Source organism: Bacillus sp. z26, from assembly GCF_058313635.1.
Genome location: NZ_JBZFQM010000004.1, coordinates 92007 through 116142 on the forward strand (window position 1 = coordinate 92007; position 24136 = coordinate 116142).

Below are 24136 nucleotides of genomic sequence, written 5' to 3' on the forward strand. Positions count from 1 at the left end.
TTTGTGAAGTACTATATGAATTTGAGAGGTGTGATTTTTCTCATGGCCATTCAACTGAGTAAAGGTCAACGTATTGATCTAACAAAAAACGATCCAACATTGCAAAAAATTATAGTTGGTCTTGGTTGGGATGTAAAAAGTTTCGATGGCGGTCAGGATTTTGACTTGGATGCCTCCGCATTCATCTTGAATGCTTCCAACAAATGTCGGAGCGATTTAGACTTCATTTTTTATAATAATCTTCAAAGCAGTGATGGATCTGTTACCCATACTGGAGATAACAGAACAGGAGAAGGTGAAGGCGATGATGAGCAAATCAAAATCGATCTTTCTAAAATTCCTGCTGATGTAAATAAAATAGCTATTACCGTTACAATTCATGATGCTGAAATTCGCCGTCAAAATTTTGGACAAGTTACTAATGCTTTTGTCCGTCTTGTAAATGAAGATACAGGCGCTGAGGTTCTACGTTATGACCTTGGAGAAGATTTCAGTATCGAAACAGCCGTTGTCTTTTGTGAAATTTATAGACATAATCTTGATTGGAAATTCAATGCGGTTGGTTCCGGTTATCAAGGTGGGTTACATTCATTGGTTAAAGCCTATGGCTTAAGTGTTTAAAAAACAGGGATTAGGGGGATTATTTCTTTCCCCCATTATTTTTGATATATACAACGGAGGTTTAACAATTTGGAAATTATAGAACAAATTTTAAGTACGTATGCTTTATTCTTTGACTTGGACATGTGGGCAGAAGTTTTAACAGACCCTGTAGCATGGGGATTAATTGGGTCCTTAGTTGTAATTGAAGGTTTACTGTCAGCTGATAACGCCCTTGTTCTTGCTGTTTTAGTAAAACATCTGCCAGAAAAACAGCGAAAAAAAGCACTCATGTATGGGATGTTCGGTGCCTACTTTTTCCGTTTCATCTTTATCGGAATAGGCGTATACCTCGTGAAATTCTGGTTTATAAAAGTTTTAGGCGCTGCCTACTTAGCTTGGATTGTTATCCAACATTTCCGGTCAAAAGGCGGAGATGAAGAAGGCGCGAAGCAATTTAATAAGAATTCCTGGCTTACACGTACACTCGGTATATTCTGGAGTACAGTTGTGTCTGTAGAATTAATGGATATTGCGTTCTCAGTCGATTCTATTTTAGCTGCTTTTGCTATATCTGATAAAGTGTGGGTACTTTTGGTTGGCGGTATGCTAGGAATATTAATGATGCGTACGGTTGCCGGTGTATTCTTAACATTAATTGAACGTGTACCTGAGCTTGAAAATACTGCATTTATCCTAATTGGAATTATTTCAGCCAAAATGTTTGCAAGTGTATTAGGTTTCCATTTATCGCATTATGCATTTTTCGCGATCTTAATCATCGCTTTTGTTGCAACGTTTATCATTCACTATATCAATAAAAATAAAAATGTGGATAAAAACACTGAAATAGCTGCATCTAAAGAGAAATAATTGGATCTGGCTGAGAATTAAAAACGGCTACTGTGTTCGTTAACAGTAGTCTTTATTTTTTATAGGAAAGGAGAATAAAGATGCAGCACTTCAGCTATGAATCATCAGTAAAGATGAAAGAAATTTTTTATATGGAACCTGAGCCTTTTACGAAATACACAGATAAAGAGGTACTTGCTTACGCCCTTGGTGCCACTCTTTATATGCCTGCTATAAAAGAAAATATTGCAGAGGATATTATTAATAAGAAGTATGAAGAGCTTACTTCATTAGTGATTGATTTGGAAGACTCAGTGGCTGATTGTATTGTTGTGGATGCTGAAAACAAACTATTGGAACATTTATGTACACTATCTGAGCATCTTGATGAAAATAAAATAAGTATGGATGAACTTCCGCTTATTTTTATAAGAGTACGAGATCCAATCCAAATGAGAAGAATAACTGAGCTTACTAAGGATTACTTATACATCCTGACAGGGTTTGTCTTCCCAAAATTCAATTATGACAATGGGAAAGAATTTTTAGCCATCCTGGAAGAAATCAATAAAAACAATAGCTTACTATATGGTATGCCTATATTGGAGTCAGCTGAAATTATTTATAAAGAAACCAGGATGGATGCTCTATTAAAAATAAAAAAATTACTGGATTCTTATAAGAAATATATATTAAACATCCGGATAGGGGCTACTGATTTTTCTGGTTTATTTGGTATAAGGCGAAAAGTCGATACCACCATTTATGATGTGTCAGTGATAAGAGATTGTATCACGGATATTATTAATCTTTTTACCAGGCAAGGTGATGAATATGTTGTTTCCGGGCCAGTTTGGGAGTTTTTCTCAAAAGATAATCGTATTTTAAAACCAACACTGCGTGTATCACCTTTTCAGCGGAGATATGGAAGCTCCGGGCTAGTAAAACGTACTGAATTAATCAACGAATATTTAGATGGTTTAATTAACGAAGTCCTTTTGGATAAATTGAATGGAATTAACGGGAAAACCATTATCCACCCTACTCATATTAAAGCAGTGCATTCTTTATATACCATTACACATGAAGAATATTTAGATGCGATCAGCATCATAGCGAACCGCGAAGGGGATGCAGGGGTATTAAAAAGCATGTATGAAAATAAAATGAATGAAATGAAACCCCATTATTATTGGGCGAATAAGATCCTACTCCGTGCCAAGATATTCGGCGTATATAATGCTGATCAAGATTTTACTAGTTTACTCTTAAGCCAATCTCATGATGAACATATCCTAGAGGTGAAATGAAATGATAACAACAAGAGCAAATGTAAGAGAAGTTACACAGCAAATACTGGATGGTTTGACTGTTGGAATCGAAGTCTTTCATAATCCATATGATTTCGAAACACAGCATTTATTTAAAATGGCCGCTCGCATCAATAAGAAGCGAAATTTTTTATTCGTAAGTACGATTTTAGGCAAACATTTGGCTGTTAACCCAAAAATCCCTCTATTAGTTGGTCATTTATTATCCCTGCGATATTTAGAAGTCGTCTACGGTAAAAAAGATATGCGTACAACAAAAGTCGCCCAATCCATAAAAACTGGCGAAAACATTGAGGAAGCCTTGCTTTTAATGAAAGAGGATCCAATCGTAATTCCAAAACCACTCACTATTGTTGGTTTTGCAGAGACAGCTACAGCATTGGGACATGCAGTCTTTAGTTCATTTGGAAAGAATGCAACATACATACACACAACCAGAGAAAAAATAGCAGAAATTCCTTCAATCATTAATTTTGAAGAAGAGCATTCTCATGCCAGCAGCCATCGTGTCTATGCAAACGATCCTGACTTTTTTAATAATGACCAAGAAATTGTATTAGTGGATGATGAAATTACAACGGGTAAAACTGCAATCAATATTATCCGAAAAATCAATTCTGTTTATCCTTCTAAAAAGGTATTTACATTGATCTCTATTTTGGATTGGCGAACAGCTGAACATCGTGCAAGATATCATCAACTGGAAGAAGAATTAGGAATTACCATACATCCAGTGTCATTAATGGATGGAACGATATCAATAAATGGTCAACTTGATTTAAAGCTGGAAGATCAACTTGCTGCTCCCAATTACATATCAGAGCAACAAGTTTCATATATACCTATCCATCATTATTTTAAAGACTATCACTTTAAAAGATTTACTTCTTTTGATGCTGATGGGTCTGAGAATACATCCCCCTATTTACAGGCTACAGGGAGGTTTGGTTTAGATATAGATGAAGAAAAGAGTTTTTCTCCTATTTTCGAAAAAATAGGTGATTTTTTGAAACAAAATCGCCAGGGTGAGAAAACTTTGGTTATTGGTACGTGTGAGTTTATGTATATACCGATGAGGATTGCTGCGTCTATGGGTTGTGGCGTTTATTTTCAATCTAGTACACGAAGTCCAATATACTCTTTCGAAAAGGATGATTACCTAATACGGAATAAATTCACTTTCGACAGTCCTGAAAATAAAGGGGTTGAAAATTACTTATATAATATTGAAATTAATCAATATGACGAAATATTTATTTTTGTAGAAAGAACCTTAGATAATCATACGTTGGATTCCATGATATCCGCATTAAAACAAACCCATATCGATTTTATTACATTCATCACGATGACGGAAATGGATGTTTAATTTTCTTAAATATTATCAAACATTTCAATACTAATTTATTGATATTTTGCTCCACAATACAACCAGGAGGGATTCTATGCTTAAACCAAAACTAATTCCGGATCAAATGGGAAGTTACAGTAAGGATGATGCCATATTCTTATTAAGAGATATTAGTCATTCCGTATTAGAGACGAAAACGGAGGAAAGAGAAAATTTGATTCAATCCGGCATACATTATTCGGAAATGCTGCCTGTGGAATATCATCCTCCAAAAGAATATATAAATCTATTTCACGATACATTAAAAAAATATTCCGAGCGACTTGCTGTAGCTATTGGAACTGTGGCTGAACAAATTATTGAACGCAAAGGAATAGAAAACTTAGTTTTAGTAAGCCTGGCGCGAGCTGGAACTCCTATTGGAGTATTGATTAAACGTTATTATTCTCATAAATATCAAATCAATGTTCCTCACTATTCTATCTCAATCATTCGTGGTAGAGGTATTGATGAGAAAGCTATTGATTATATTTTTGAGAAGCATCCTCAAGCAAACATCCAGGTAATAGACGGTTGGACAGGAAAAGGGGCTATAACGTTTGAACTGGCTGAAGCATGTGTAAAATACAATTCTTCTCATTCGAATTATATTGATCCATCATTGGCTGTGTTAGCCGATCCAGGGCATTGTGTTGATATATATGGAACAAGAGACGACTTTTTAATCCCTTCAGCTTGTTTAAACTCCACAGTATCAGGATTAGTCAGTCGTACCGTATTAAACTATGAATTCATGAGCAAGGATGATTTTCATGGTGCAAAGTTTTATAAAGATTTAGCTGATGCAGATTTATCAAATTTTTATGTAGATACCATCAGCAGTAAGTTTAAAACAGTCGAAGATCAAGTGAACCACTCTTTAGAACAATTACGTCAAGAAGATAAAACGCCTACATGGCTTGGGTTAGAGTCTATTGAAAGGATTCAAAGCATCTACAATATTAGCAATACACATTTTATTAAACCAGGTGTTGGAGAAACAACACGTGTCTTGCTGCGAAGAATTCCTTGGAAAATCCTGATAAACCCTAATCATTCAAATGATTTAACACATATTTTATTCTTGGCTAAAGAACGAAATGTACCGGTAGAGGAATTCAAGGATATGTCCTATACATGCTGTGGCATTATAAAAGAGGTATAAGGAAGGGATTGCTATTATTTTATTTACATCCGATTTAGACAGAACTTTAATCTACTCAAAAAATATGATGGACAAATACCCCATCGATAACCAAATAACACCAGTCGAATTTAAAGGTAATCAGATTATTACCTATATGTCTCAAACTTCCATTGATCTTTTGCAACAGTTTAATCAACAACATTTATTTGTACCAGTAACGACAAGAGCGCTTTATCAATATGAAAGAATCGAGATATTTCAACAGAAAATTAAGCCTAAATATGCCATTGTGAGCAATGGCGGAACCATTTTAGTAGATGGTAAGCCAGATCTTGAGTGGGCGGATTTTATAAAAAATCATCTCTCTGTTACTTCACTTCCCCATCATGACATGCTAAATACCTTCTCAAAAATTCGTCATGATTCCTGGGTTGAGCGTGAGTTCCATATCGATTCTCTGTTCTATATGTACCATGTAAATAAAGAGACATTACCGCACCATGAACTGCAATCCTTTGAAGATGAATTAAACCAAATAGGGTGGAGAACATTTTTGCATGGAAGAAAACTTTATATTTTACCAAGTAATTTAAATAAAGTTTTTGCTGTGGAGCATTTAAAAAAGCGGCTGGACTATGATATTCACACTGCTGCCGGGGATTCACTTATGGACTATGATATGATCGCCATTGCCGATAAAGGATATAGTCCAAAGCACGGAGAGTTGTTTGAGGCAAAACCGAATGACCCCAAAATAAACTGGTTAAATGGTAAAGGAGCAGCTTCCACAGAAGATTTAATCCATAATCTCCTTAACTTTTAATAAAGCTGTAGCCCGGTGGGTGGAGTTTATAAGATAAGATAATGCGATCCCACCGGGTTACGACTTCTTTATAAGTGAATAGCTATACTTTAAAAAACATCTATGTAATTGAGCAAATCAAAATATCATAGATGTTTTATTTTAGAGAAGAAATAAACTAGGTACGTTTCTGCAAAAAAACCGTTCAAAGTTGTATTTATTGTAAAAAAAGAGCGAATTTCCCAAAACTCATCGTTCAACTGTAAAAAAATAGATATATAATAGTAGTGTACGATTCATCCTAGAGAAAGGAGTTTAAATAGTGAATTACATAAAAATAGAGCCTTTATTATATAAATCTACAGCAGAATGGTTAGAGTTATTTCTTTCTTCTATTCGTACAAGACCATTTTATCAATTGGATGACTCAACATTTCGTTTTCAAAGAATCAGTCTCAGAGTTTTAGGTATTCCGCTCGACGAAGATGAATACTATAACTCTTTATACGACATGCACCAAAAACCATTTATACATGTGTTAAGTGAAGAATTGGATAAAACAATAGATAATCAGGTATTCCAAATGATACAGGACGTTTTAACCTTACATCGGACAGAAAATAAAGGACTTTCAATTAAACGATTGATTGCTATTTTATATGGCAAAAACTTAATACCTAAGCACCAGGATTCTGCCATCAACAGACATGTACAAATGTCAATCATTAAAGTGGTTGAGCATTTTAAAGAAGAGCAGCAGAGCGGGTTGCTATCAGCTGAATTCCGCAGATTTATCATTGATATGATTAAGTGGTTGAAAAATCATTGGGAAAAATGGTCCGAAAACCTTAAAATAGGTTCAGATTTTCCGAAAGTCGTTTGGTATGGAGATTTATCCTTAAGTCAGAAATATTTTTTATTGCTGCTCATGGAATTTGGGTGTGATGTTTTAATTTTTCACCCAACTGGAACAGACTTTTTTGGTGACCTTGATAGGGAAAATGAATTTTCATTAACATATATGTATACAAACAAAGGTGAATTAGAACCTTTCCCTATGAAGGAAAGAGAGCGGCAAACGACCGTAGCGTATCGAGCCAATAAACAGCTTGAAATCATGTTAAATGATCATGAGTCAGGTATTTATAAACCTTGGCAATTTAGAAATTTCAAACCTGCATCCATAACATTAAGAATGACCTACGATGACATTTTTATATATGCAAAAGAAAAAGCAATGATTAGGCCGCAATTTAGAATTGAAAAGGATCGAGTAATCATTCCAGTTATATTTTCAAAAATTAATGGAGTATCGAGAGACAGAGAGGACTATTGGTCTAAAATGGAGGGGCTCAAGGATTCTTCGCTCTCAATAAACATTCGCGAATTTCCTTTCACTATAAAGACGAAAGCCAATTATCATTTTCATTTTCAGCATTCTTTAGATAAAGACGGAGCACTTTCACCTGAAAAAATGCTCACAGGAAATTGGTGGAGATATGGGCATTTACCGATTGAGTTACAAAGGGCCCTTTCTTGGACAATAAAAGATTATTGCGAACAACCTAAATTACTAAAATTGAACCATGAAACGGATTATGATTTACAAGTATTTTTATTTAAACAAGCCAGTTTGATTCCTGAGGACTTTCTGAAACAATTACAAAAATTCGATTATTCTCAAGATGTACCCAGAATCGTTCTATACAATATAGGGATAGCCAGTACATTTACACGTGAAGATGCGGCATTGCTGCTGTTTTTAAATGAATTCGGTGTAGATATTATTCTATATAACCCAGCGGGACAAACCGATATTGAGAATTTTATAGATTCAGCTCATTTTGATACCCATTGGTTAGAAGAAATCGTTTTTGAACAGGAAATACCAGACTTTCAACAAAAAGATAAATCATTAATTAAAAAATTTATAAAGAGGATATTTTAAAACTGGCAGTTCGAAAAATGGAATGAATAAAATATTTCAATGATAGGGGAAAAATAATGGTTAATGAATTACAGACAATCCAAACGAATGATTTAACAGAGCAGTCTGCTAATGAAGTAAGAATGCAGTTGCGCAATGAACCACAGGTTCTTCAAATTGTAAAAACGATGGATTTGCGCAATCAGAATGAATTATTGGTACTGGGAAGAGAACCAGCAGAAAGACTCTCTCAGTTTTCAGACAGAATATTAAAGACTATGACCCTATCAAAAATCGATGAATCGGGGCAATTGCTAATTCAATTAGAGAAATTAATGAAACGCTTTGATAAGAATGAAATCATGAAAGAACCTAATTTTATTGCAAAATTGTTCAAAAAAGCAAAGGCAACGACGGATGCCCTATTTAAAAAGTATCAAACATTAGGGGGAGAACTGGATAAGATTCAAAAGGAATTTGCCATGATCGAGGATGAATTAAAACGAACAAATCAAAATTTGGAAGGATTATATGAAGAAGATATTGAATATTATTTCGAATTAGAGAAGTATGTAGTAGCTGCTGAAATAAAATTAGAAGAAGTTACTCAGACGTTAATCCCTGAATGTGAACAAAGAGTCAATTCGGGTAATCAAATGGCTCGAATGGAGCTGGAAAATCTTCGTACGGTAAAAGAATTATTAGAAAGGAAAATAGATGATTTAGAAAAAGCCCGTATGGTAGCTGTAATCGCCGCTCCGCAAATCAAAACCATGCAGCGAGGTAATAATGATTTAGTGGCAAAAATTAATAGCGCCTTTGTTACCACGATTCCGATTTTTAAAATGGGCATTATAAACACTGTAAGTGCTAAACGTCAAAAAGTACATTCCGATTCATTGAATGCCTTTGAAGATCGTACGAATCAGATGTTAAAGGATGTCACAAGCGATATTATGAATCAAAGCATCGAGATTGCTCAACGTTCCGGAAGCTCAAGTATTAAAATGGAAACCATTGAAAATATGTGGGATACCATAGTAAAAGGAATAGATGAATATAAAAAAGTTAAAGAAGAACAGTCCTTGCAACGAATAGAAGATAAAAAACGCTTGGAAACCTTAAGAGAAGACGCGAAACGTGTATTATCCCAAGCCTAACCGGTACCCCTATCTGACAAAGATGGGGGTTTTTTAAATATTAGTTAACTGATGCTTTCGAGTAAAAAAATGGGCTTTTTATAAAATATATACGGTATTTCGACTTAAAAACTAATAATATGATGCTTTTCATTTTTAATTTTCGTAATTTTATTCCTAATTTTTACAAATTACAATATAATTAAGTTATGTAAAAAAATACAAAATAGGAAGTGGTTATTGAATGGTTAACTTAAGTAAAGTTGAATTAAAGAAAAAAGGACAAAATATCAATCTAACAAAAAGTACGAATCAATCACTGGGAGAACTCCTGATAAACCTCAATTGGAATCAAAAAAGTACTCCTAAATCAGGAGGATTCATGTCTGCTTTATTTGGTAAATCGAATAATGTCGATCTTGATTTAGGTTGTTTATTTGAATTGAAGAATGGAGAGAAAGGATGCGTGCAAGCACTTGGAAACGCTTTTGGTGATTATAAATCAAAACCTTTTATGAAACTGGATGCTGATGACCGTACAGGAAGTTCCGCAGGAGGAGAGAATCTTCGTATTAACGGGGATAAAATTACTGAAATTAAGCGTATATTAGTATATGCATTTATCTACGAAGGAGTAGCCAATTGGTCCCAAGCAGATGGGATTGTAACTTTAAAGTATCCCGGAGGATCCGATATAGAAGTAAAACTTGATGAACATCGTAATGGGAAAACGATGTGTGCAATCGCAATGATTGAAAATGTTAATAATGAAACATTCAAAGTAGAAAGAATAGTAGAGTATTTTAATGGCCATCAGCAAATGGACCGTGCTTATAAATGGGGCATGAATTGGACACGAGGATCCAAATAAAACATTTGCTCAGATAGCAAAATCTGTTGTGCTTCATTAAAATCAATTGCTTTATTAAATTGATATGTGAAATAAAAAGGGATGGTTGGATATGCAGACAATATCATTAAAAAAGAATATCGCTAAGGTTGTTTTAGAGAAGAAAAAATTGCAAGGAGTTGTAGCCAGAGTAGGCCTTGTTTTAGACATCTCAGGTTCTATGCGCGCTTTATATCGTGATGGAGTTGTCCAAGAAGCAGTGGAGAGAATACTGGCCGTAGCAAGCCAATTTGATGATGACGGTTCATTGGATGTATGGGTGTATGACAATGAGTTTTCCAGACTGCCTGCTGTTACAGAAAAAGATTTTGGTAATTATGTCAATGATCAAATAGTAAATAACCAATCTATTCATAAGTTTGGAAGAAATGACGAACCACCAGTTATGGAAGATGTTATATGTAAATATATAAAAGAAGAACCAGCAGAGGAGCCTGTATTTTTAGTATTTATTAATGATGGTGGATGTAAATCAGGTATAAAAAAAGTCATTGTAAATTCTTCGAAAATGCCGATTTTCTGGCAGTTCGTAGGCATAGGATATTCTAATTTTGATGTGTTAAGAAAGCTGGATACAATGGAAGGCCGTTATATTGATAATGCAAATTTCATTCATTTGGATAATTTAGCAGAAGTATCAGATGAAGAATTATATGATCAATTGTTAAACGAATTTCCACAATGGTTAGAAGAAGCAAAGCAAAAGGGTATACTGCGATAAAAGATTTAGGTGTGAGAAATTGGCTTAAACAGAACATTTTTTTGTAAATAATCGTCTGAATTTTATAAATTCATCTTTTAGGACTACATACGCAAACAAAAAATACAAACAATAATAGACGATTGTATATGTTTGTTCGTGTTTATCAATAGAAAATGCGATGTGCTCACCGCACGGACACTTTATAAATCTATTTAAACACGAACATTAACAATTTTATATTAAAACTCTGATTAGAATATTCATATTTTAATCATTTATGCTAAATTGCGATATTCCAGCTTATAGAACATATGTTTGTGTGGGGATATAGAGAAATGTTTCAAGAGTTAAAAGAACAATTCGATGCATAGAAAAGTATGATTCGTGGTATTAACCTATATAGTTTTAGAAATTATATAGGAGTGACGAACATTGACACATCGAACAGATGATGATTGCCGAGTAGGAAACTTTGAAAATGAATTTGAGCTTCCACCTGGAACAATCAGAAACCAAAATGGCCGCGATACTCGTAGTGACAAAAAAATTGGGACCATACGGAAGGAAGCAGAACATCCACGTAAAAGTAAATAGTTGAATTTATGATTAATAAGTTCATAATTTAATATCAATAAGCATATTCCTCTGTTTTTAAGCGAGTAAAAAATATATGGTCTATTTACGAACAGAAGGAGATTAATCATGGCAAAAATAACACTGAAGTCCAAAGCTGCCTTAATCAATCATGTACAAGTTGAGGTAGAGGCAAGGGGTCATAAAGTTACAATTGATGAACCGGAAAGAGCGGGAGGTACAGATCTCGGAATGAATCCATTAGAGCTCCTTCTATCTTCCCTTGGTGCATGTCAAACCATTATGGCTCAGAGCTATGCGGAGAAAATGGGTGTAAAGTATGATCGTTTAGAGATTGAACTTGAAGGAGATTTAGATACGGGTGGTTATAAAGGAAAAGCTGGAGTAAAGGTCGGTCTAGAAGAAATCCGGTATACTGTTCACATGGTATCAAATGAGCCAAAAGAAAAAATAGACGAATTTATCCGTTATATAGAAGCGCATTGCCCGGCACTGGACTCCTTAATTAATCCAACCAAGGTTGTATCCAAAGGCGTCATGGTTACACAAACTAAATAAATTAATCTTAAAACCGTCGCAATAAGAGTGACGGTTTTATTTATGCAGACAATGAAAAACCCAACTCGACTAGAAGTTGGGCCATGAATTTATTTAGCCTTTAGTTAGTTCCAAGTCCCTTAATTGGACATGTCGAATTTTTCCTGATGTTGTTTTTGGCAAGCGATCAGTGAACTCGATGCTCCTTGGATATTTATAAGGAGCGGTTAATTTTTTAACAAAGTTTTGCAGGTCTTTGATAAGTTCATCTTCTGCATGATTTTTATAAGTATCCATCAAGACGATAAACGCTTTAACAATATTTCCACGAATTTCATCTGGACTTGCTACTACGGCACATTCCTTCACGGCTGGATGCTTGATTAAAGCATCTTCAACCTCGAACGGCCCAATCGTATACCCGGAACTGATAATGATATCGTCACTCCGTCCTTCAAACCAAAAGAAACCTTCTTCATCTTTCTTGGCACGGTCGCCTGTAATATAGAACTCTCCTCTTTTTTGAGCAAGCGTCCGTTCAGGATCTTTATAATATTCTTTAAAAAGTGCAGGTGTACTAAGATGCACAGCAATATCGCCAATTTCACCTGGTTGGCATGGCTGACCGTCTTCATCTACCACTTCGACGATATTACCTGGTGTAGCTTTACCCATTGAGCCGGGCTTATGAGGAGTATCCTTTAAATGCCCGATTAATAAAGTGCTCTCCGTTTGTCCATATCCGTTGCGTATTGTCACGTTAAATTGATTGTAGAAGGCATTAATCACTTCTGTATTTAAGGCTTCACCGGCAGAAATAGCGCTATGCAGATGAGGCAATTTATAAGTTTGAAGTTTAGCGCTTTTAACGATTAAGCGATATTCAGTCGGCGTACTGCAGAAAACATTTATCTTATACTTATCAAGTAACGCTAAAAAGGTATCGGGACTGAATCTGCCGTTATAAGCAAAGCCAGTTGCCCCTGTTCCAAGTACAGAGAGGAAAGGGCTCCATACCCATTTTTGCCACCCAGGAGCGGCTGTAGCCCATACAAGGTCACCCTCATTGATCGCCATCCAGTTTTTCGCCGCTGTTTTTAAATGCGCAAATCCCCAAGCATGCGTATGTACAACCGCTTTAGGATTACCTGTTGTACCGGAAGTATAGGATAACAAAGCAATATCATCCCTAGTTGTGTTGGCCGCTTCAAAAAGAGAAGAGGCGGATTTTACTTTTTCATCTAAAGAAATCCAGTTATCTTTATGGCCGCCAATGCTGAATTTAATTAATTGATTTGAACCGCTCACCGCATCAATTTCTGATGTGAATTTTTCATAACATACAACGGCCCGAGCTTCAGCATGTTCGATTCTAAATCCTAAATCTTTAGCACGGAGCATTTCTGAGCATGGAATAATAACGATACCGGATTTTAATGCAGCCATATAAACAGCATAAGCCTCAATTAAACGGGGGACGATTACCAGTATTTTATCACCCATTTGTAATCCTGCTTCAGCAAACACATTTCCTATTTTATTAGCTTCATCGATTAATTGTTTATATGTAATGGACCTAATCAGGCCCTCTTGATTCTCCCATTTTAAAGCCAGTCTTTCCGGATCATTAGCAAAACGCTCAATTTCAGTTGTTAAATTATATACAAGAGGAGCTATTAATTCTTCTCTTTTCATGCAAATCCCTCCCAAGATGTGAAATAAATATGTAATACCTGTTATCATAGATAACTTTTAGTACTAGGTAATAAATTTTATTTTAGCTATTTTTTGCTAACAAGTAAAGGAAAGAGGATGGGGAACATTTTGTAACGGCTTACAAGCTTAGTTAAGCTAGAGTTTATAATTAAACAACGTTTTATAGGAGGGAAATCTTTTTTATATGGATTCCTTGTAGACTTTTTGAAAAAGAATTGAAAACTATAACGATGGACTGAAAGGTAATAAAATGAGGAGAATCATCCGTATAGAGGCATCTGGAATCCATTATGCGTATAAAGTCTGAGCTCTTTGTCTATTTAAATTAACTTTTAAACAAACTATTAATCGACAAAATAATGAATCCAAGCTCTGTATACTTATACTAGTTAATGAGTGGAGGGATGTTGGAGTGTTTATTCATGAACAATTACGAGAGCATGCACAAACAAATCCTAGCAAGGTGATTACTTTATTTCAGGGGAAAGAAACAACGTACGCAGACTTTTATCAAAAAGCACAAAACTTAGCAGGGTTCCTTCAGCAAAAAGGTTATCAGAAAGAGGATATCATTGCTCTTTACTTATATAATTCAGACACATTTTTGATTGCTTACTATGCTTGTCAATTAGGCGGATTTTCCGTATTACCGATCAATACAAAGCTTGCTGCTCCAGAAGTGGATTATATTATGCAACATTCTGAAGCAAAGGCCCTTATCTATGATGCTCGTTTAAATCCAATTCTAGAGCAAATAAGTCCTACTGTGGAACAGTTTAAGGATATTCTTGAAACTGGTGAAAAAAACACCATAGAATCAGTTTTAGAGGATCATTCCATCCCTTTCCAGCAAGAACACATTCATAAAGATGATACTGCGGTTATTTTCTACACATCAGGCACTACCGGTAAACCAAAGGGTGTATGTTTATCAGCAGATAATGTACGGGCTATCGCTGAAATCTGGGCGCAGTCTTTGGAAACCACTTCACAGGATCGAACCCTCATTGTCACACCATTATTTCATTGTGCAGCCAGTCATTGCTTTTCCATACCGACTATCGTAAACGGCGGTACAGTCGTTATTGAAGAAACCTTTATTATTGAACAAACTTTGAAAGCATTGGAAAGGGAAAAAATTACGATATTTTTTGGCGTTCCCTCTATTTATAGTACATTATTAAATACTCCTAAAATGAAAGATGCTAATTTGTCTCAGCTACGGTTATTTACATACGGAGCGGCTCCGATGCCATATGAGCTCGTAAAAAAATTAAAGACATATTACCCAAATGTAAAGGTTCAGAACCTGTATGGCCAAACAGAAAACTCTCCAGGGGCAACAACCTTAAAAGACCAATATGCTTTAGAAAAAATCGGTTCGGTTGGAGAGCCTTTGCCCAATACACAAGTACGTGTGGTAAGTGAAGACGGAAAAGACGTTGCTCCTTTTGAAGTAGGTGAAATTATTATTAAAGGCCCACAAGTTATGAAAGGGTATTTAAAGAATGATGAAGCAACTCGCATGGCAATCAAGGATGGTTGGTTGTACAGCGGAGATTTGGGACGAATAGATGAGGATGGATTATTATATATTGTAGATCGAAAAAAAGACATGCTCATCCGAGGAGGAGAGAATGTATATCCAGTTGAAATTGAAGAGGTTTTATATCAATTGGATGAAATATTAGAAGCAGCTGTAGTGGGTATTCCTCATGCTAAATATGGAGAAGTCCCTAAGGCCTTTATTGTGCTAAAAGAGGGAAGACAGCTATCTGCAGAGTACATTCAAGCATATTGTCAACAACACCTCGCGAAATATAAAGCTCCGGAGACAATTGTCTTTATTGATGAGTTACCACGAAATGCGAGCGGGAAAGTACTTAAACATTCATTACGAGTTAATCCAGTGCAAGCATAAGAAGCCTGTTCATTTTAGAGTTTAAAAGCGGCTACATAATCAGAAGGGGTAATATTATCACGCGGTTTCAACTATATAAATCATATAAATCCCTCAGTCTACGTGCTGTGGGATATTTTTTATTATAGGATTTGTAGAATAAATTTCGGTAAACGAACAGTATGCGGATTGAAGTGTAATCAGAAAATAGAGGATGTTTACAATTTTGCATAAAACTGAATGTAAGAAACCGCGTTTGTGAATCTTGAAATCACTTGTCATTCTCATATGAGAAACCATTTTTAAATCCACTTTAAAAGGATGCAATTCTTAAATTTGAAAATATGTAAAAGAAAGAAAAATCATGGTTTTGTTGAATTTTGCTGAATTTTCAGATATAAATAAGATTGATTAATCATTTTAGGGAATTTAATATAATAATGTAAACAATGTATAAATTTACATTTGCAAAAACACTCGAATACATTAAGTTCTCAAAGAAATTATTTTATATCTAGGGGAGGAAATATGTTTAACCAAAATGTTTTGCAGGCATTTTTAAAGCAAAAAGGTGTTCATGGCCCGTATCAAATTTGGTTATCAAGTCCTGAAATTTCAGATTCTATTTTAATTGAGGGGGAGGAACAACTAGGTGCATTCAAGCCGCTACTTACAGACTTAATAGATGGTATATCTATCCAGGAAGTTAAGGATCATAAAACTTATCTTTATTTCAAATATCCAACTCAATACATAGCATCAGTTTGCTTGTCAGAGCCAACTCACTTAGACGAAAAAGATATGGAATTAATCTATTATTTTCTTTACCCAATATATACTGACTATGCTTTGAACGCAAACCAATTTAAAATCGATAAAATTATAGAAAGTATCTGTCACACTACATCCCTGCTTGATATTGAAGAAATATTTTCTGCCATTTTAAAAAACACGATGGAAGTAATTCCAAATGCTGACTTAGGTACTCTCTGGTTATATGATCGCCATATAGAGCGTGTAGTTTGCAAGACTTCTGTTGGTCATGTTATGGAAGGTCTATGGAAAATGAGGTATCGGTTAGGGGAAGGATCTATTGGGCAAATGTTTATGAATGGAACACCTGAACTGGTACAGGATCCTTCAAAGCTTTTACATAAGATGACTACGGTTTCACCTGAAAATAATCAGTATTGGGATTCTACCTACGACTTTCCCCGGCATGTCAAATCGTTAATTTCAGCACCAATAACGGTTGATGGTGAAATTGAGTGTGCCATGATCCTTGGTCAGGTTAAATCAAGTAAGAGTCTAACAGAACAAGATTTACAATTGATGCAGGGCTTTTCTTCTCAAATTGGTGTTGCGTTGAAAAATGCAAAGTTATTCACCGATATCAAAAATCAAAATCAGCTTCTTCTCAAACGAGATGACATCCATTCCACGCTGACGAATCTTTCCTTACAGAATATGGGGGCAAAAAAGGTAATACGTGAGCTAAACAGAATAATAGGGAAAAAGTTACTATTTGTAGACCTAATCGAAAATAGCTGCATACCTGAAAGAAAAAAACTGCCCTATTCTTATACGAATCAAAAACTTTATCATACGATTACAGAAATGGTAGATGGTTTGCAATACCAAATCATGACATCTGAGCAAGAGTCCCATTGTCTATATCCAATCCGCACGGAAAGATTAATTCTTGGATGTCTTATTATCGAGATAAAGGAACCCTTAAGTCAGCTAGACCATATCGCATTAGAACAGGGATATTCTGTCCTTGCACTTGAACTGGTTAAGAAAAAGAATTTAGTCGAGTTTTATTACAAAAATCGTCGAGAGTTATATTATGAAATGCTGAAGAGCAAAGATTCAACTACATTATTGTCAAAGGCAAACGAATTAGGAATTAAGGAGCAGGAGGAGTTTTTTTCAGTAATCCTTCAGTATATAGGAAATCAGGATGAGGAAGTGTTAGACACCTATATACATCGTTTAGTGGCTCAGTTAAAAAAAGAATTATCCTCTTATATTCAAACTATTTTCGGTGACCATAATAAAGCAGTCGTTCTCTTCTGCCTTCCTGATTCCAAATCATATCCTTATATTCTGCAGGTTTTAGAACAAACTCTTGTGATGTGGAATGAGGAGGAAAAAGGCAGATTACTCTGCGGAGGAATCAGTTCATCCTATAGCGATTTATCCCTGATCGGAAAATCTCATAATGAGGCGGAGATGGCTCTCTCCTATCTTGTTTCAAAGGAAGTTCCTAATATAATAGAATACTCGAAAATCGGACTGAACAGGCTGTTTATCAATCAAGACAAAGAAGAACTAAACCGTTTCCTTCAGGAAGTATTTGAACCCTTACAGACACCTCATCATTCAGCCAGCAAACTCGAAGAAACATTGATTACTTACTTTGAAATGAATCGATCTGCCTCACAAGCGGCTACTAAATTGTATATCCATATCAATACACTTTACCAAAGATTAAAGAAGATTGAAGATTGTCTCGGTATTTCGTTTGAAGATGCAGAGGACATTTTACGCCTTCAACTAGCCTGTTATCTTAAGAAATCACTGAACCAAGCTTCCTAGCCTCAAAATACGATGTATTTTTTTTCATTATTATTAATGTTTAAAATAAAAACCGAATATTTTCATATATGAGAAGGCAATGCCTTCTCTTTGTTTATATAAACTTTCTTCTACATTACCTCCTTCTCTAGCAAAAACAAGTATATAATCTTCAATTCATTATAAAGAAATTATGTGGAATCCTACATTGTATTCAACAATCTATGTTACTAAAATACAAATTATAGTTGTTATGTTTGTGAGTAGCTTGATGATTGCCCAAGGAGGATGATGAAATGGATTTTTCTTTTACAAAAAAAGAGGAAGTATATCGTCACACATTAAGGATATGGTTAGAGGAAAATCTACCTGAGGGTTGGATAGAAGGTAAACGGGATTTGCCAGAAAACGAAGAAGAACAGGCTCAATTTTTGAGGAACTGGCAGAGGAAAATGAATGAGGGCGGATGGGTTGCCATCGCTTGGCCAGAAAAATATGGCGGTCGAAGTGCCTCGGTTATCGAAGAGATCATCTATCATCAGGAAATGGTGAGAGCAGGAGCTCCACATCTTATTAATTATATCGGAATCCATATGGTTGGCCCAACTTTAATGGATATTGGAACGGAAGAGCAAAGAGAGAAATATATCCCCAAAATACTTAATGCTGAAGAAGTATGGTGTCAGGGATATTCTGAACCAAATGCCGGGTCTGATTTATCTGCATTGAAAACGAGTGCTGTAAAACAGGGAGACAAATGGATTATCAATGGACAAAAAGTTTGGACGAGTTATGGGCATTTGGCAGACCGTTGTTTTCTACTTGCCAGAACCTCTACCAATGAAAAGAAACACAAAGGAATCACCGTATTTTTATTGGATATGAAACAACCTGGTGTTGAAGTCCGGCCCATTATTCAAATGAACGGGAAGCATGATTTCAACGAGGTCTATTTCAATGACGCAGTTGCGTATGATGATGAAATCGTCGGCGAAATCGATGATGGTTGGAAGGTAATGATTAATTTAATGCTGCATGAGAGAACAGGCATAGGAGCCCAAATATTCGCACTGGAAAAGCAATTTTCTGATTTAGTTTTGCTGACTAATGAATTGAAGGAACATGGTCAGCCATTGATAAAGGATGCTTTTGTTCGTCAAAAAATGGTTGAGCTATACACTCGTTACCGCGGTGTCCTTCTAACGTATTATCGCAACATTACCATCTCTATGAAAAGGGGTTATCCTGGTGCGGAAAGCTCAATGGATAAATTAATGAGCAGTGAATTAACAAAAGACATGTTTGAGTTTGCTGTATCCATTCAGGGGCATCAAGGTGTTCTATGGAAAGAGGACGCACGGGCCAATCCTTTTTGGCAATTAGAATATTTATCTTCCTTTGGAGTTACGATCGGAGGAGGTACCAGTGAAGTACAGAGAAATACGATTGGGGAAAGATTATTGGGGTTGCCTAAGGATTTACGTTAATGAAACGGAGGTGCAGAGAAGATGGATTTTTCTTTAAGTGAAGAACAGGAAATGTTTAGAGGATCAGTCCGGAAATATTTAGATAATGCAGGGCAAACAAAAATTGCACGGGAATTGGCAAAAAACAATACGAATCCTCTGACAAAAACTTGGAAAGACCTAGCCCAATTAGGATGTATGGGAATCACAATGAAAGAAGAATATGGTGGAGCTGAATTAGATACAGACAATTTAATTCCTGTGCTCGAAGAATTAGGACGTGCATTATTGCCGGGATTGTATTTAGAAACAGTAGCTCTTGCAAGCCCATTGATTGAGCAGTTTGGAACAATGGAACAAAAAGAAAAATACTTACCTGGAATCGCTGATGGTTCAAGAACCATATCGCTTGCATGGGTAGAACCAGAAAAGAGCTTCGATCTGGATGATATTCATATGTCAGCAAAGTGTGACGGGGATACAATGATCCTTAACGGCACTAAAACATTAGTTCCTGAAGGAGATCTGGCGGATACATATCTTGTGCTAGTCCGTTCTGAATCAGAGGTGGATGGACAGGGTATTTCTTTACTCCTTATAGATAGAAATGATGAAGGTGTAGATTTTCGAGTACTTCAGTCTATGGATGAAACTCGTCATCTTGCAGAAGTTGTTTTCAAAAATGTAATCGTTTCCAAAGAACATGTACTTGGCGATCTACATAAAGGCGAGGATGCAATCAAGGAAGGACTTTTATATCTGAACGCCGCTCTTGCTTCTATTATGGTTGGTGGAATGGATAAAATTGTGGAGATGTGTGCGGAATATGCTAAAATCCGTGTTCAATTTGGCCAGCCCATCGGACGTTTTCAGGCTATAAAGCATCGTATTGCTGATATGAAGCTAGATTTAGAGACGGCAAGATCTTTAAGTTATTATGCTGTTTGGGCTCTCGATCAAGAGGCAGAAGATGCAGCTGCGGCCATCTATAGTGCCCGTGCATTTATTACAGAAGCATACCTTCGCCTGGCAGGGCATGCGATACAGATTCATGGCGGCATTGGAGTAACAGAAGAACTGGACTGTCATCTTTATCTAAAGAGAGCTCAATACTATCAAACGTATCTTGGAAATCCAAGATTATATAGAGAAAAGGCAGCTACAGCGCTTAATTGGTAGATTTTCAGCCGAAACCATCTTTAAAAATAGGAAGGGATGAGTAAGTATGCCTGTAATCAATGAGCTAAAAGAATATAAAAATATTATTAACGGAAATACCGTTCCCTCCAAATCCGGTGATTCAATCGAAAGTATGGATCCCTCCACAGGTAGTGCCTGGGCCAGGATACCGAGGAGTACAATAAAAGACGTAGAATATACAATCCAAGCTGCCCGTGAAGCATTTCCAGGTTGGGCTGCACTTCCACCATTACAACGTGCTGAATTCTTGAGGCAAATCGGTGACTTACTGACAGATCATACTGAAGAATTAGCAACTTTGGAAACTAAGGACAATGGATGGGTCATAAGCAATACAAGCTATACCCTCATTAGTTCATTAAGACAGATTTGGTATGATGCAGCCGGGCTTTGCAATAATGCCAATAGAGGAGATACCATCCTCAAGGGACCAACTACTTATGGTTATACGTATCGTGAACCTTTAGGAGTGGTACTAGGCATAACACCTTGGAATGCTCCTCTTTTTACATTCACCATGAAAGCTGCCTATGCATTGGCAGCAGGGAACACTGTCATTATTAAACCTTCAGAGCATGCGTCTGTCTCTTCCTTACGCTACGGAGAAATACTGGCATCCATCTTACCTCCAGGTGTCATCAATGTTTTATCTGGATATGGAACTGAAATCGGTGATGCTTTAGTAAGCACTAAGGAAATTAATAAAGTCAGTCTTACTGGATCAAAAGCCACTGCAAGTGCAATTACCAGGGCTACTGTTAATGATCCGAAGCCATTTATTTTTGAGCTGGGTGGGAAATCTCCAAATATTATTTTTGAGGATGCAGACCTGGATAAAGTAATGGAAAGATTATTGCCTTATTCCATATTTACCGGCAATGCAGGACAAATATGTGTGGCTGGATCGAGGATATTAATTCAGAAGTCCATCTTTGAAGAAGTAGTAAAAGGGTTCAAGCAGGCTATGGAATCCGTGAAGCTTGGAAATACATTAGATATGCAAACAACGATGGGTCCAATCGGTAATCTATCACAATATAAGAAAGTGATTTCCTATATAGAGCTTGGAGAAAAAGAAGGAGAAATTATTGCAGGTGGGAAATCTGGCGGTCATTTATTATTACCAGAAAATCGAGAGTTAGAAAACGGATACTGGGTAGAACCAACTCTAATAAAGGTGGATAACCACCGTCATCGTGTATGCCAGGAAGAAATCTTTGGGCCAGTAGCAGTGGTCATACCATTTGAAACAGAAGAAGAAGCTATAGCCATTGCAAATGATTCTGAATTTGGTTTAGCAGCAGGAATCTGGACGCAGAATCTTGCCCGTGCACAACGATTGATTAGTAGAATTGACGCTGGGAACGTATGGGTGAATACGTATTCTCAGGTGGGAGTTGATCTCCCTTTTGGAGGATTTAAAGATAGTGGGTTTGGAACGGATTCGTTTATAGAATACACCAGGGAAAAAGCATGTGTAATAGAAATTGGATAAAAATATATCTCGCAAAAGTAGACATCTATTAAGTTATGCTTACCTATTCTAATACCAATTGGAGTTGATATAAATGTTTAATTGGTCAGATGAACGAATTTTTGATCCAGATATGCCAAGGAATATTGATTATCCTAATTTGCCGGTAGGAGCGATTTTAAAAGGAAGTGCCAACCGTTTTGGGAACCGAACAGCTTTTATTTTTCATGATACTCCTATTAGCTATGAACAGGTTTACCGTGATTCTCTTCGGTTTGCTTATTCATTGAAGAAACTTGGCGTAGAAAAAGGCACAGTCGTTTCTGTTCATTTACCTACGTGCCCTCAATATATTGTTGCTTATTATGGAATTGTTTTATCCGGTGCTATCTATTCACCAATTAATCCTTATTTTCCAAAAGACGATGTAAGGTTTCAACTTCAGGATTCAGATACTGAAGTTATAATCACTCATGAAACAACTGCGAAGGATATCCATAGTTTGCAAGCAAATGTAAATATAAAAAAGGTAATTGTGACTGGAGACCAGGAAATGCTCTCATATAGTAACCCAGTGGATGTAAAGGATTACGGGGAGGAATGGTATAGCTTAGCGGATTTGATTGCTTCTGGTGAAGAGGAGGAATTTGATCCAGGGATTGATCCAAAAAATGATCTTGTCCATATTGCGTATACGGGTGGAACAACAGGCAGACCTAAAGGCGTTATGATCACACATAATAATTTAATCAGCAGTTTCCTGCAGTCGGCAGCCTGGACAGCTGGATTAGTACCACAGGTTTTAGAGAATGGTGAACTAGAGGTTGTACGAGTCGAGAAAGATATCGACAAATACCTAGCTAAATACCCGTGGTTGACAGAGGAAGCCATTTCTCTCAGTCCTTCACCTTTGTTTCATATTTCCGGTGTTTATTCTTGTATGGCATATCCAATGTTACTAGGATACACTATCATTCTCATTGACCGTTTTAAACCTACAACATTTCTTGAATATATTGAAAAATATCAAGTGACCCATGTGAGTGGTTCTCCAGCCATGTGGAATGGCCTATTCGGTCATCCAGACATACATAATTATGATTTTTCATCTGTAAAGAATGTCGGATCTGGTTCGGCTCCATTAGTAAAAGAGGAAATGAAACTATTAGCAAAAACCTTTCCAAATGCCAAGGTTGGAGAAGGCTATGGACAAACAGAAGCTACAGCAACGATCACCAATACCGTTTTGTTCTGGTCTGGTTTGCAAAAGATCGGAACAGTTGGACATCCACTTTTTGATACGGAAGTGAAAATCATCCCTGCAGATGGCAGCAGCGAAGAACCATTACCTGTTGGATCTACAGGTGAAATATGTGCAAAAGGTCCACAAATTATGAAGGGGTACTATAATAAGCCCCTCGAAACAGAGGAAGCACTAAGAGATGGCTGGCTCCATACAGGTGATATTGGAATGCTTGACGAGGATGGATTCATCACCATAGTAGATCGCAAAAAGGATATGTTGATTTATAAAGGATATAACGTCTATCCAAGCAGGCTGGAGGATGCGTTATTCAAGCATCCGGCAGTAAACAATGCAACTGTAATCGGTAAACCTTCATCAGGCGTGGGTGAAATTCCAAAGGCATTTGTTATTCTCAAGCCAAGAGCAACAGCAACGGTTGAAGACCTTATCGACTTCGTCAATCAGGAAGTCGTCCACTATGCAAAAATAAGAGAATTGGAGATTGTCGAAGAATTTCCGGTATCACCAGCAGGCAAAATTCTAAAGCGAATCCTGAGGGACAAGGAATTAGAGAAAATAGATAGCCCAATATAAGAATAAAAGATTCCATGTAAAGATCTTA

General features: G+C 36.3%; 18 protein-coding genes and 1 pseudogene. 18 read left to right on the forward strand and 1 reads right to left on the reverse strand.

All coding sequences use genetic code 11. The features are described from left to right. The first annotated feature begins 42 nt into the window (after nt 1–42). The 12 genes and pseudogenes from AC4G3K_RS13595 (at nt 43) to AC4G3K_RS13650 (ending at nt 11953) form a co-directional block, all read left to right on the forward strand. Nucleotides 43–621, forward strand: coding sequence for a TerD family protein (locus AC4G3K_RS13595; RefSeq protein WP_491075127.1), 579 nt, complete (start codon nt 43–45; stop codon nt 619–621). A gap of 69 nt (nt 622–690) precedes the next feature. Beyond that, nucleotides 691–1473 (forward strand): TerC family protein, encoded by a 783-nt coding sequence (locus AC4G3K_RS13600; protein ID WP_491075126.1) that lies wholly within the window; start codon nt 691–693, stop codon nt 1471–1473. An 80-nt stretch (nt 1474–1553) separates the two neighbouring features. Further along, nucleotides 1554–2762 (forward strand): HpcH/HpaI aldolase/citrate lyase family protein, encoded by a 1209-nt coding sequence (locus tag AC4G3K_RS13605; protein ID WP_491075125.1) that lies wholly within the window; start codon nt 1554–1556, stop codon nt 2760–2762. Nucleotide 2763: 1 nt separating this feature from the next. After that, on the forward strand, nt 2764–4152 hold the full coding sequence (locus tag AC4G3K_RS13610) for a phosphoribosyltransferase family protein (RefSeq protein WP_491133639.1): 1389 nt from the start codon (nt 2764–2766) through the stop codon (nt 4150–4152). A 76-nt stretch (nt 4153–4228) separates the two neighbouring features. Continuing rightward, the gene (locus AC4G3K_RS13615) at nt 4229–5338 is read left to right on the forward strand and encodes a cysteine protease StiP family protein (protein WP_491133640.1); all 1110 of its coding nucleotides are present in this window, start codon (nt 4229–4231) and stop codon (nt 5336–5338) included. 136 nt (nt 5339–5474) lie between these two features. Continuing rightward, nucleotides 5475–6143: an HAD family hydrolase gene (locus AC4G3K_RS13620; protein WP_491133641.1), complete on the forward strand. Its 669-nt coding sequence runs from the start codon at nt 5475–5477 to the stop codon at nt 6141–6143. Nucleotides 6144–6444: 301 nt separating this feature from the next. Next, complete coding sequence (locus AC4G3K_RS13625) at nt 6445–8070, forward strand: YceG family protein (protein WP_491133642.1); 1626 nt, start codon at nt 6445–6447, stop codon at nt 8068–8070. A gap of 56 nt (nt 8071–8126) precedes the next feature. Then, nucleotides 8127–9209 (forward strand): toxic anion resistance protein, encoded by a 1083-nt coding sequence (locus tag AC4G3K_RS13630; protein ID WP_491075120.1) that lies wholly within the window; start codon nt 8127–8129, stop codon nt 9207–9209. A gap of 226 nt (nt 9210–9435) precedes the next feature. Continuing rightward, nucleotides 9436–10059: pseudogene (locus AC4G3K_RS13635) on the forward strand (TerD family protein); the annotation flags it as partial. Nucleotides 10060–10150: 91 nt separating this feature from the next. Then, nucleotides 10151–10819: a vWA domain-containing protein gene (locus tag AC4G3K_RS13640; RefSeq protein WP_491133643.1), complete on the forward strand. Its 669-nt coding sequence runs from the start codon at nt 10151–10153 to the stop codon at nt 10817–10819. 414 nt (nt 10820–11233) lie between these two features. Continuing rightward, nucleotides 11234–11395, forward strand: a complete 162-nt coding sequence (locus AC4G3K_RS13645; RefSeq protein WP_491075118.1) for a hypothetical protein — start codon at nt 11234–11236, stop codon at nt 11393–11395. Nucleotides 11396–11503: 108 nt separating this feature from the next. Beyond that, entirely contained in the window at nt 11504–11953 is a 450-nt protein-coding gene (locus tag AC4G3K_RS13650) for an OsmC family protein (RefSeq protein ID WP_491133644.1), read from the forward strand. Between the two features lie 93 nt (nt 11954–12046). On the opposite strand, the gene mbcS is transcribed toward AC4G3K_RS13650, so the two are convergent. Next, on the reverse strand, nt 12047–13627 hold the full coding sequence (mbcS, locus tag AC4G3K_RS13655) for an acyl-CoA synthetase MbcS (protein WP_491133645.1): 1581 nt from the start codon (nt 13625–13627) through the stop codon (nt 12047–12049). A 433-nt stretch (nt 13628–14060) separates the two neighbouring features. Here mbcS and menE point away from each other — a divergent pair, with 433 nt between their 5' ends. The 6 genes from menE (at nt 14061) to AC4G3K_RS13685 (ending at nt 24108) form a co-directional block, all read left to right on the forward strand. Continuing rightward, the gene (gene menE, locus AC4G3K_RS13660; RefSeq protein WP_491133646.1) at nt 14061–15569 is read left to right on the forward strand and encodes an o-succinylbenzoate--CoA ligase; all 1509 of its coding nucleotides are present in this window, start codon (nt 14061–14063) and stop codon (nt 15567–15569) included. A 507-nt stretch (nt 15570–16076) separates the two neighbouring features. Further along, nucleotides 16077–18149, forward strand: coding sequence for a helix-turn-helix domain-containing protein (locus AC4G3K_RS13665; protein ID WP_491133647.1), 2073 nt, complete (start codon nt 16077–16079; stop codon nt 18147–18149). A 275-nt stretch (nt 18150–18424) separates the two neighbouring features. Further along, nucleotides 18425–19615 (forward strand): acyl-CoA dehydrogenase family protein, encoded by a 1191-nt coding sequence (locus AC4G3K_RS13670; RefSeq protein WP_491133648.1) that lies wholly within the window; start codon nt 18425–18427, stop codon nt 19613–19615. A gap of 21 nt (nt 19616–19636) precedes the next feature. Beyond that, nucleotides 19637–20773, forward strand: a complete 1137-nt coding sequence (locus tag AC4G3K_RS13675) for an acyl-CoA dehydrogenase family protein (RefSeq protein WP_491133649.1) — start codon at nt 19637–19639, stop codon at nt 20771–20773. A 46-nt stretch (nt 20774–20819) separates the two neighbouring features. Beyond that, nucleotides 20820–22289, forward strand: a complete 1470-nt coding sequence (locus AC4G3K_RS13680) for an aldehyde dehydrogenase family protein (protein ID WP_491133650.1) — start codon at nt 20820–20822, stop codon at nt 22287–22289. 73 nt (nt 22290–22362) lie between these two features. Beyond that, on the forward strand, nt 22363–24108 hold the full coding sequence (locus AC4G3K_RS13685) for a class I adenylate-forming enzyme family protein (RefSeq protein ID WP_491133651.1): 1746 nt from the start codon (nt 22363–22365) through the stop codon (nt 24106–24108). The last annotated feature ends 28 nt before the right edge of the window (nt 24109–24136 follow it).

Bases quoted from the DNA above. Each gene is read 5' to 3' on its own strand.
- AC4G3K_RS13675 (WP_491133649.1), top strand. From the start codon at position 19,637: ATGGATTTTTCTTTAAGTGAAGAACAGGAAATGTTTAGAGGATCAGTC.
- AC4G3K_RS13620 (WP_491133641.1), top strand. From the start codon at position 5,475: ATGTCTCAAACTTCCATTGATCTTTTGCAACAGTTTAATCAACAACAT.
- mbcS (WP_491133645.1), bottom strand. From the start codon at position 13,627: ATGAAAAGAGAAGAATTAATAGCTCCTCTTGTATATAATTTAACAACT.
- AC4G3K_RS13685 (WP_491133651.1), top strand. From the start codon at position 22,363: ATGTTTAATTGGTCAGATGAACGAATTTTTGATCCAGATATGCCAAGG.
- AC4G3K_RS13610 (WP_491133639.1), top strand. From the start codon at position 2,764: ATGATAACAACAAGAGCAAATGTAAGAGAAGTTACACAGCAAATACTG.
- AC4G3K_RS13615 (WP_491133640.1), top strand. From the start codon at position 4,229: ATGCTTAAACCAAAACTAATTCCGGATCAAATGGGAAGTTACAGTAAG.
- AC4G3K_RS13595 (WP_491075127.1), top strand. From the start codon at position 43: ATGGCCATTCAACTGAGTAAAGGTCAACGTATTGATCTAACAAAAAAC.
- AC4G3K_RS13680 (WP_491133650.1), top strand. From the start codon at position 20,820: ATGCCTGTAATCAATGAGCTAAAAGAATATAAAAATATTATTAACGGA.
- AC4G3K_RS13605 (WP_491075125.1), top strand. From the start codon at position 1,554: ATGCAGCACTTCAGCTATGAATCATCAGTAAAGATGAAAGAAATTTTT.
- AC4G3K_RS13640 (WP_491133643.1), top strand. From the start codon at position 10,151: ATGCAGACAATATCATTAAAAAAGAATATCGCTAAGGTTGTTTTAGAG.
- AC4G3K_RS13630 (WP_491075120.1), top strand. From the start codon at position 8,127: ATGGTTAATGAATTACAGACAATCCAAACGAATGATTTAACAGAGCAG.
- AC4G3K_RS13650 (WP_491133644.1), top strand. From the start codon at position 11,504: ATGGCAAAAATAACACTGAAGTCCAAAGCTGCCTTAATCAATCATGTA.
- AC4G3K_RS13665 (WP_491133647.1), top strand. From the start codon at position 16,077: ATGTTTAACCAAAATGTTTTGCAGGCATTTTTAAAGCAAAAAGGTGTT.
- AC4G3K_RS13670 (WP_491133648.1), top strand. From the start codon at position 18,425: ATGGATTTTTCTTTTACAAAAAAAGAGGAAGTATATCGTCACACATTA.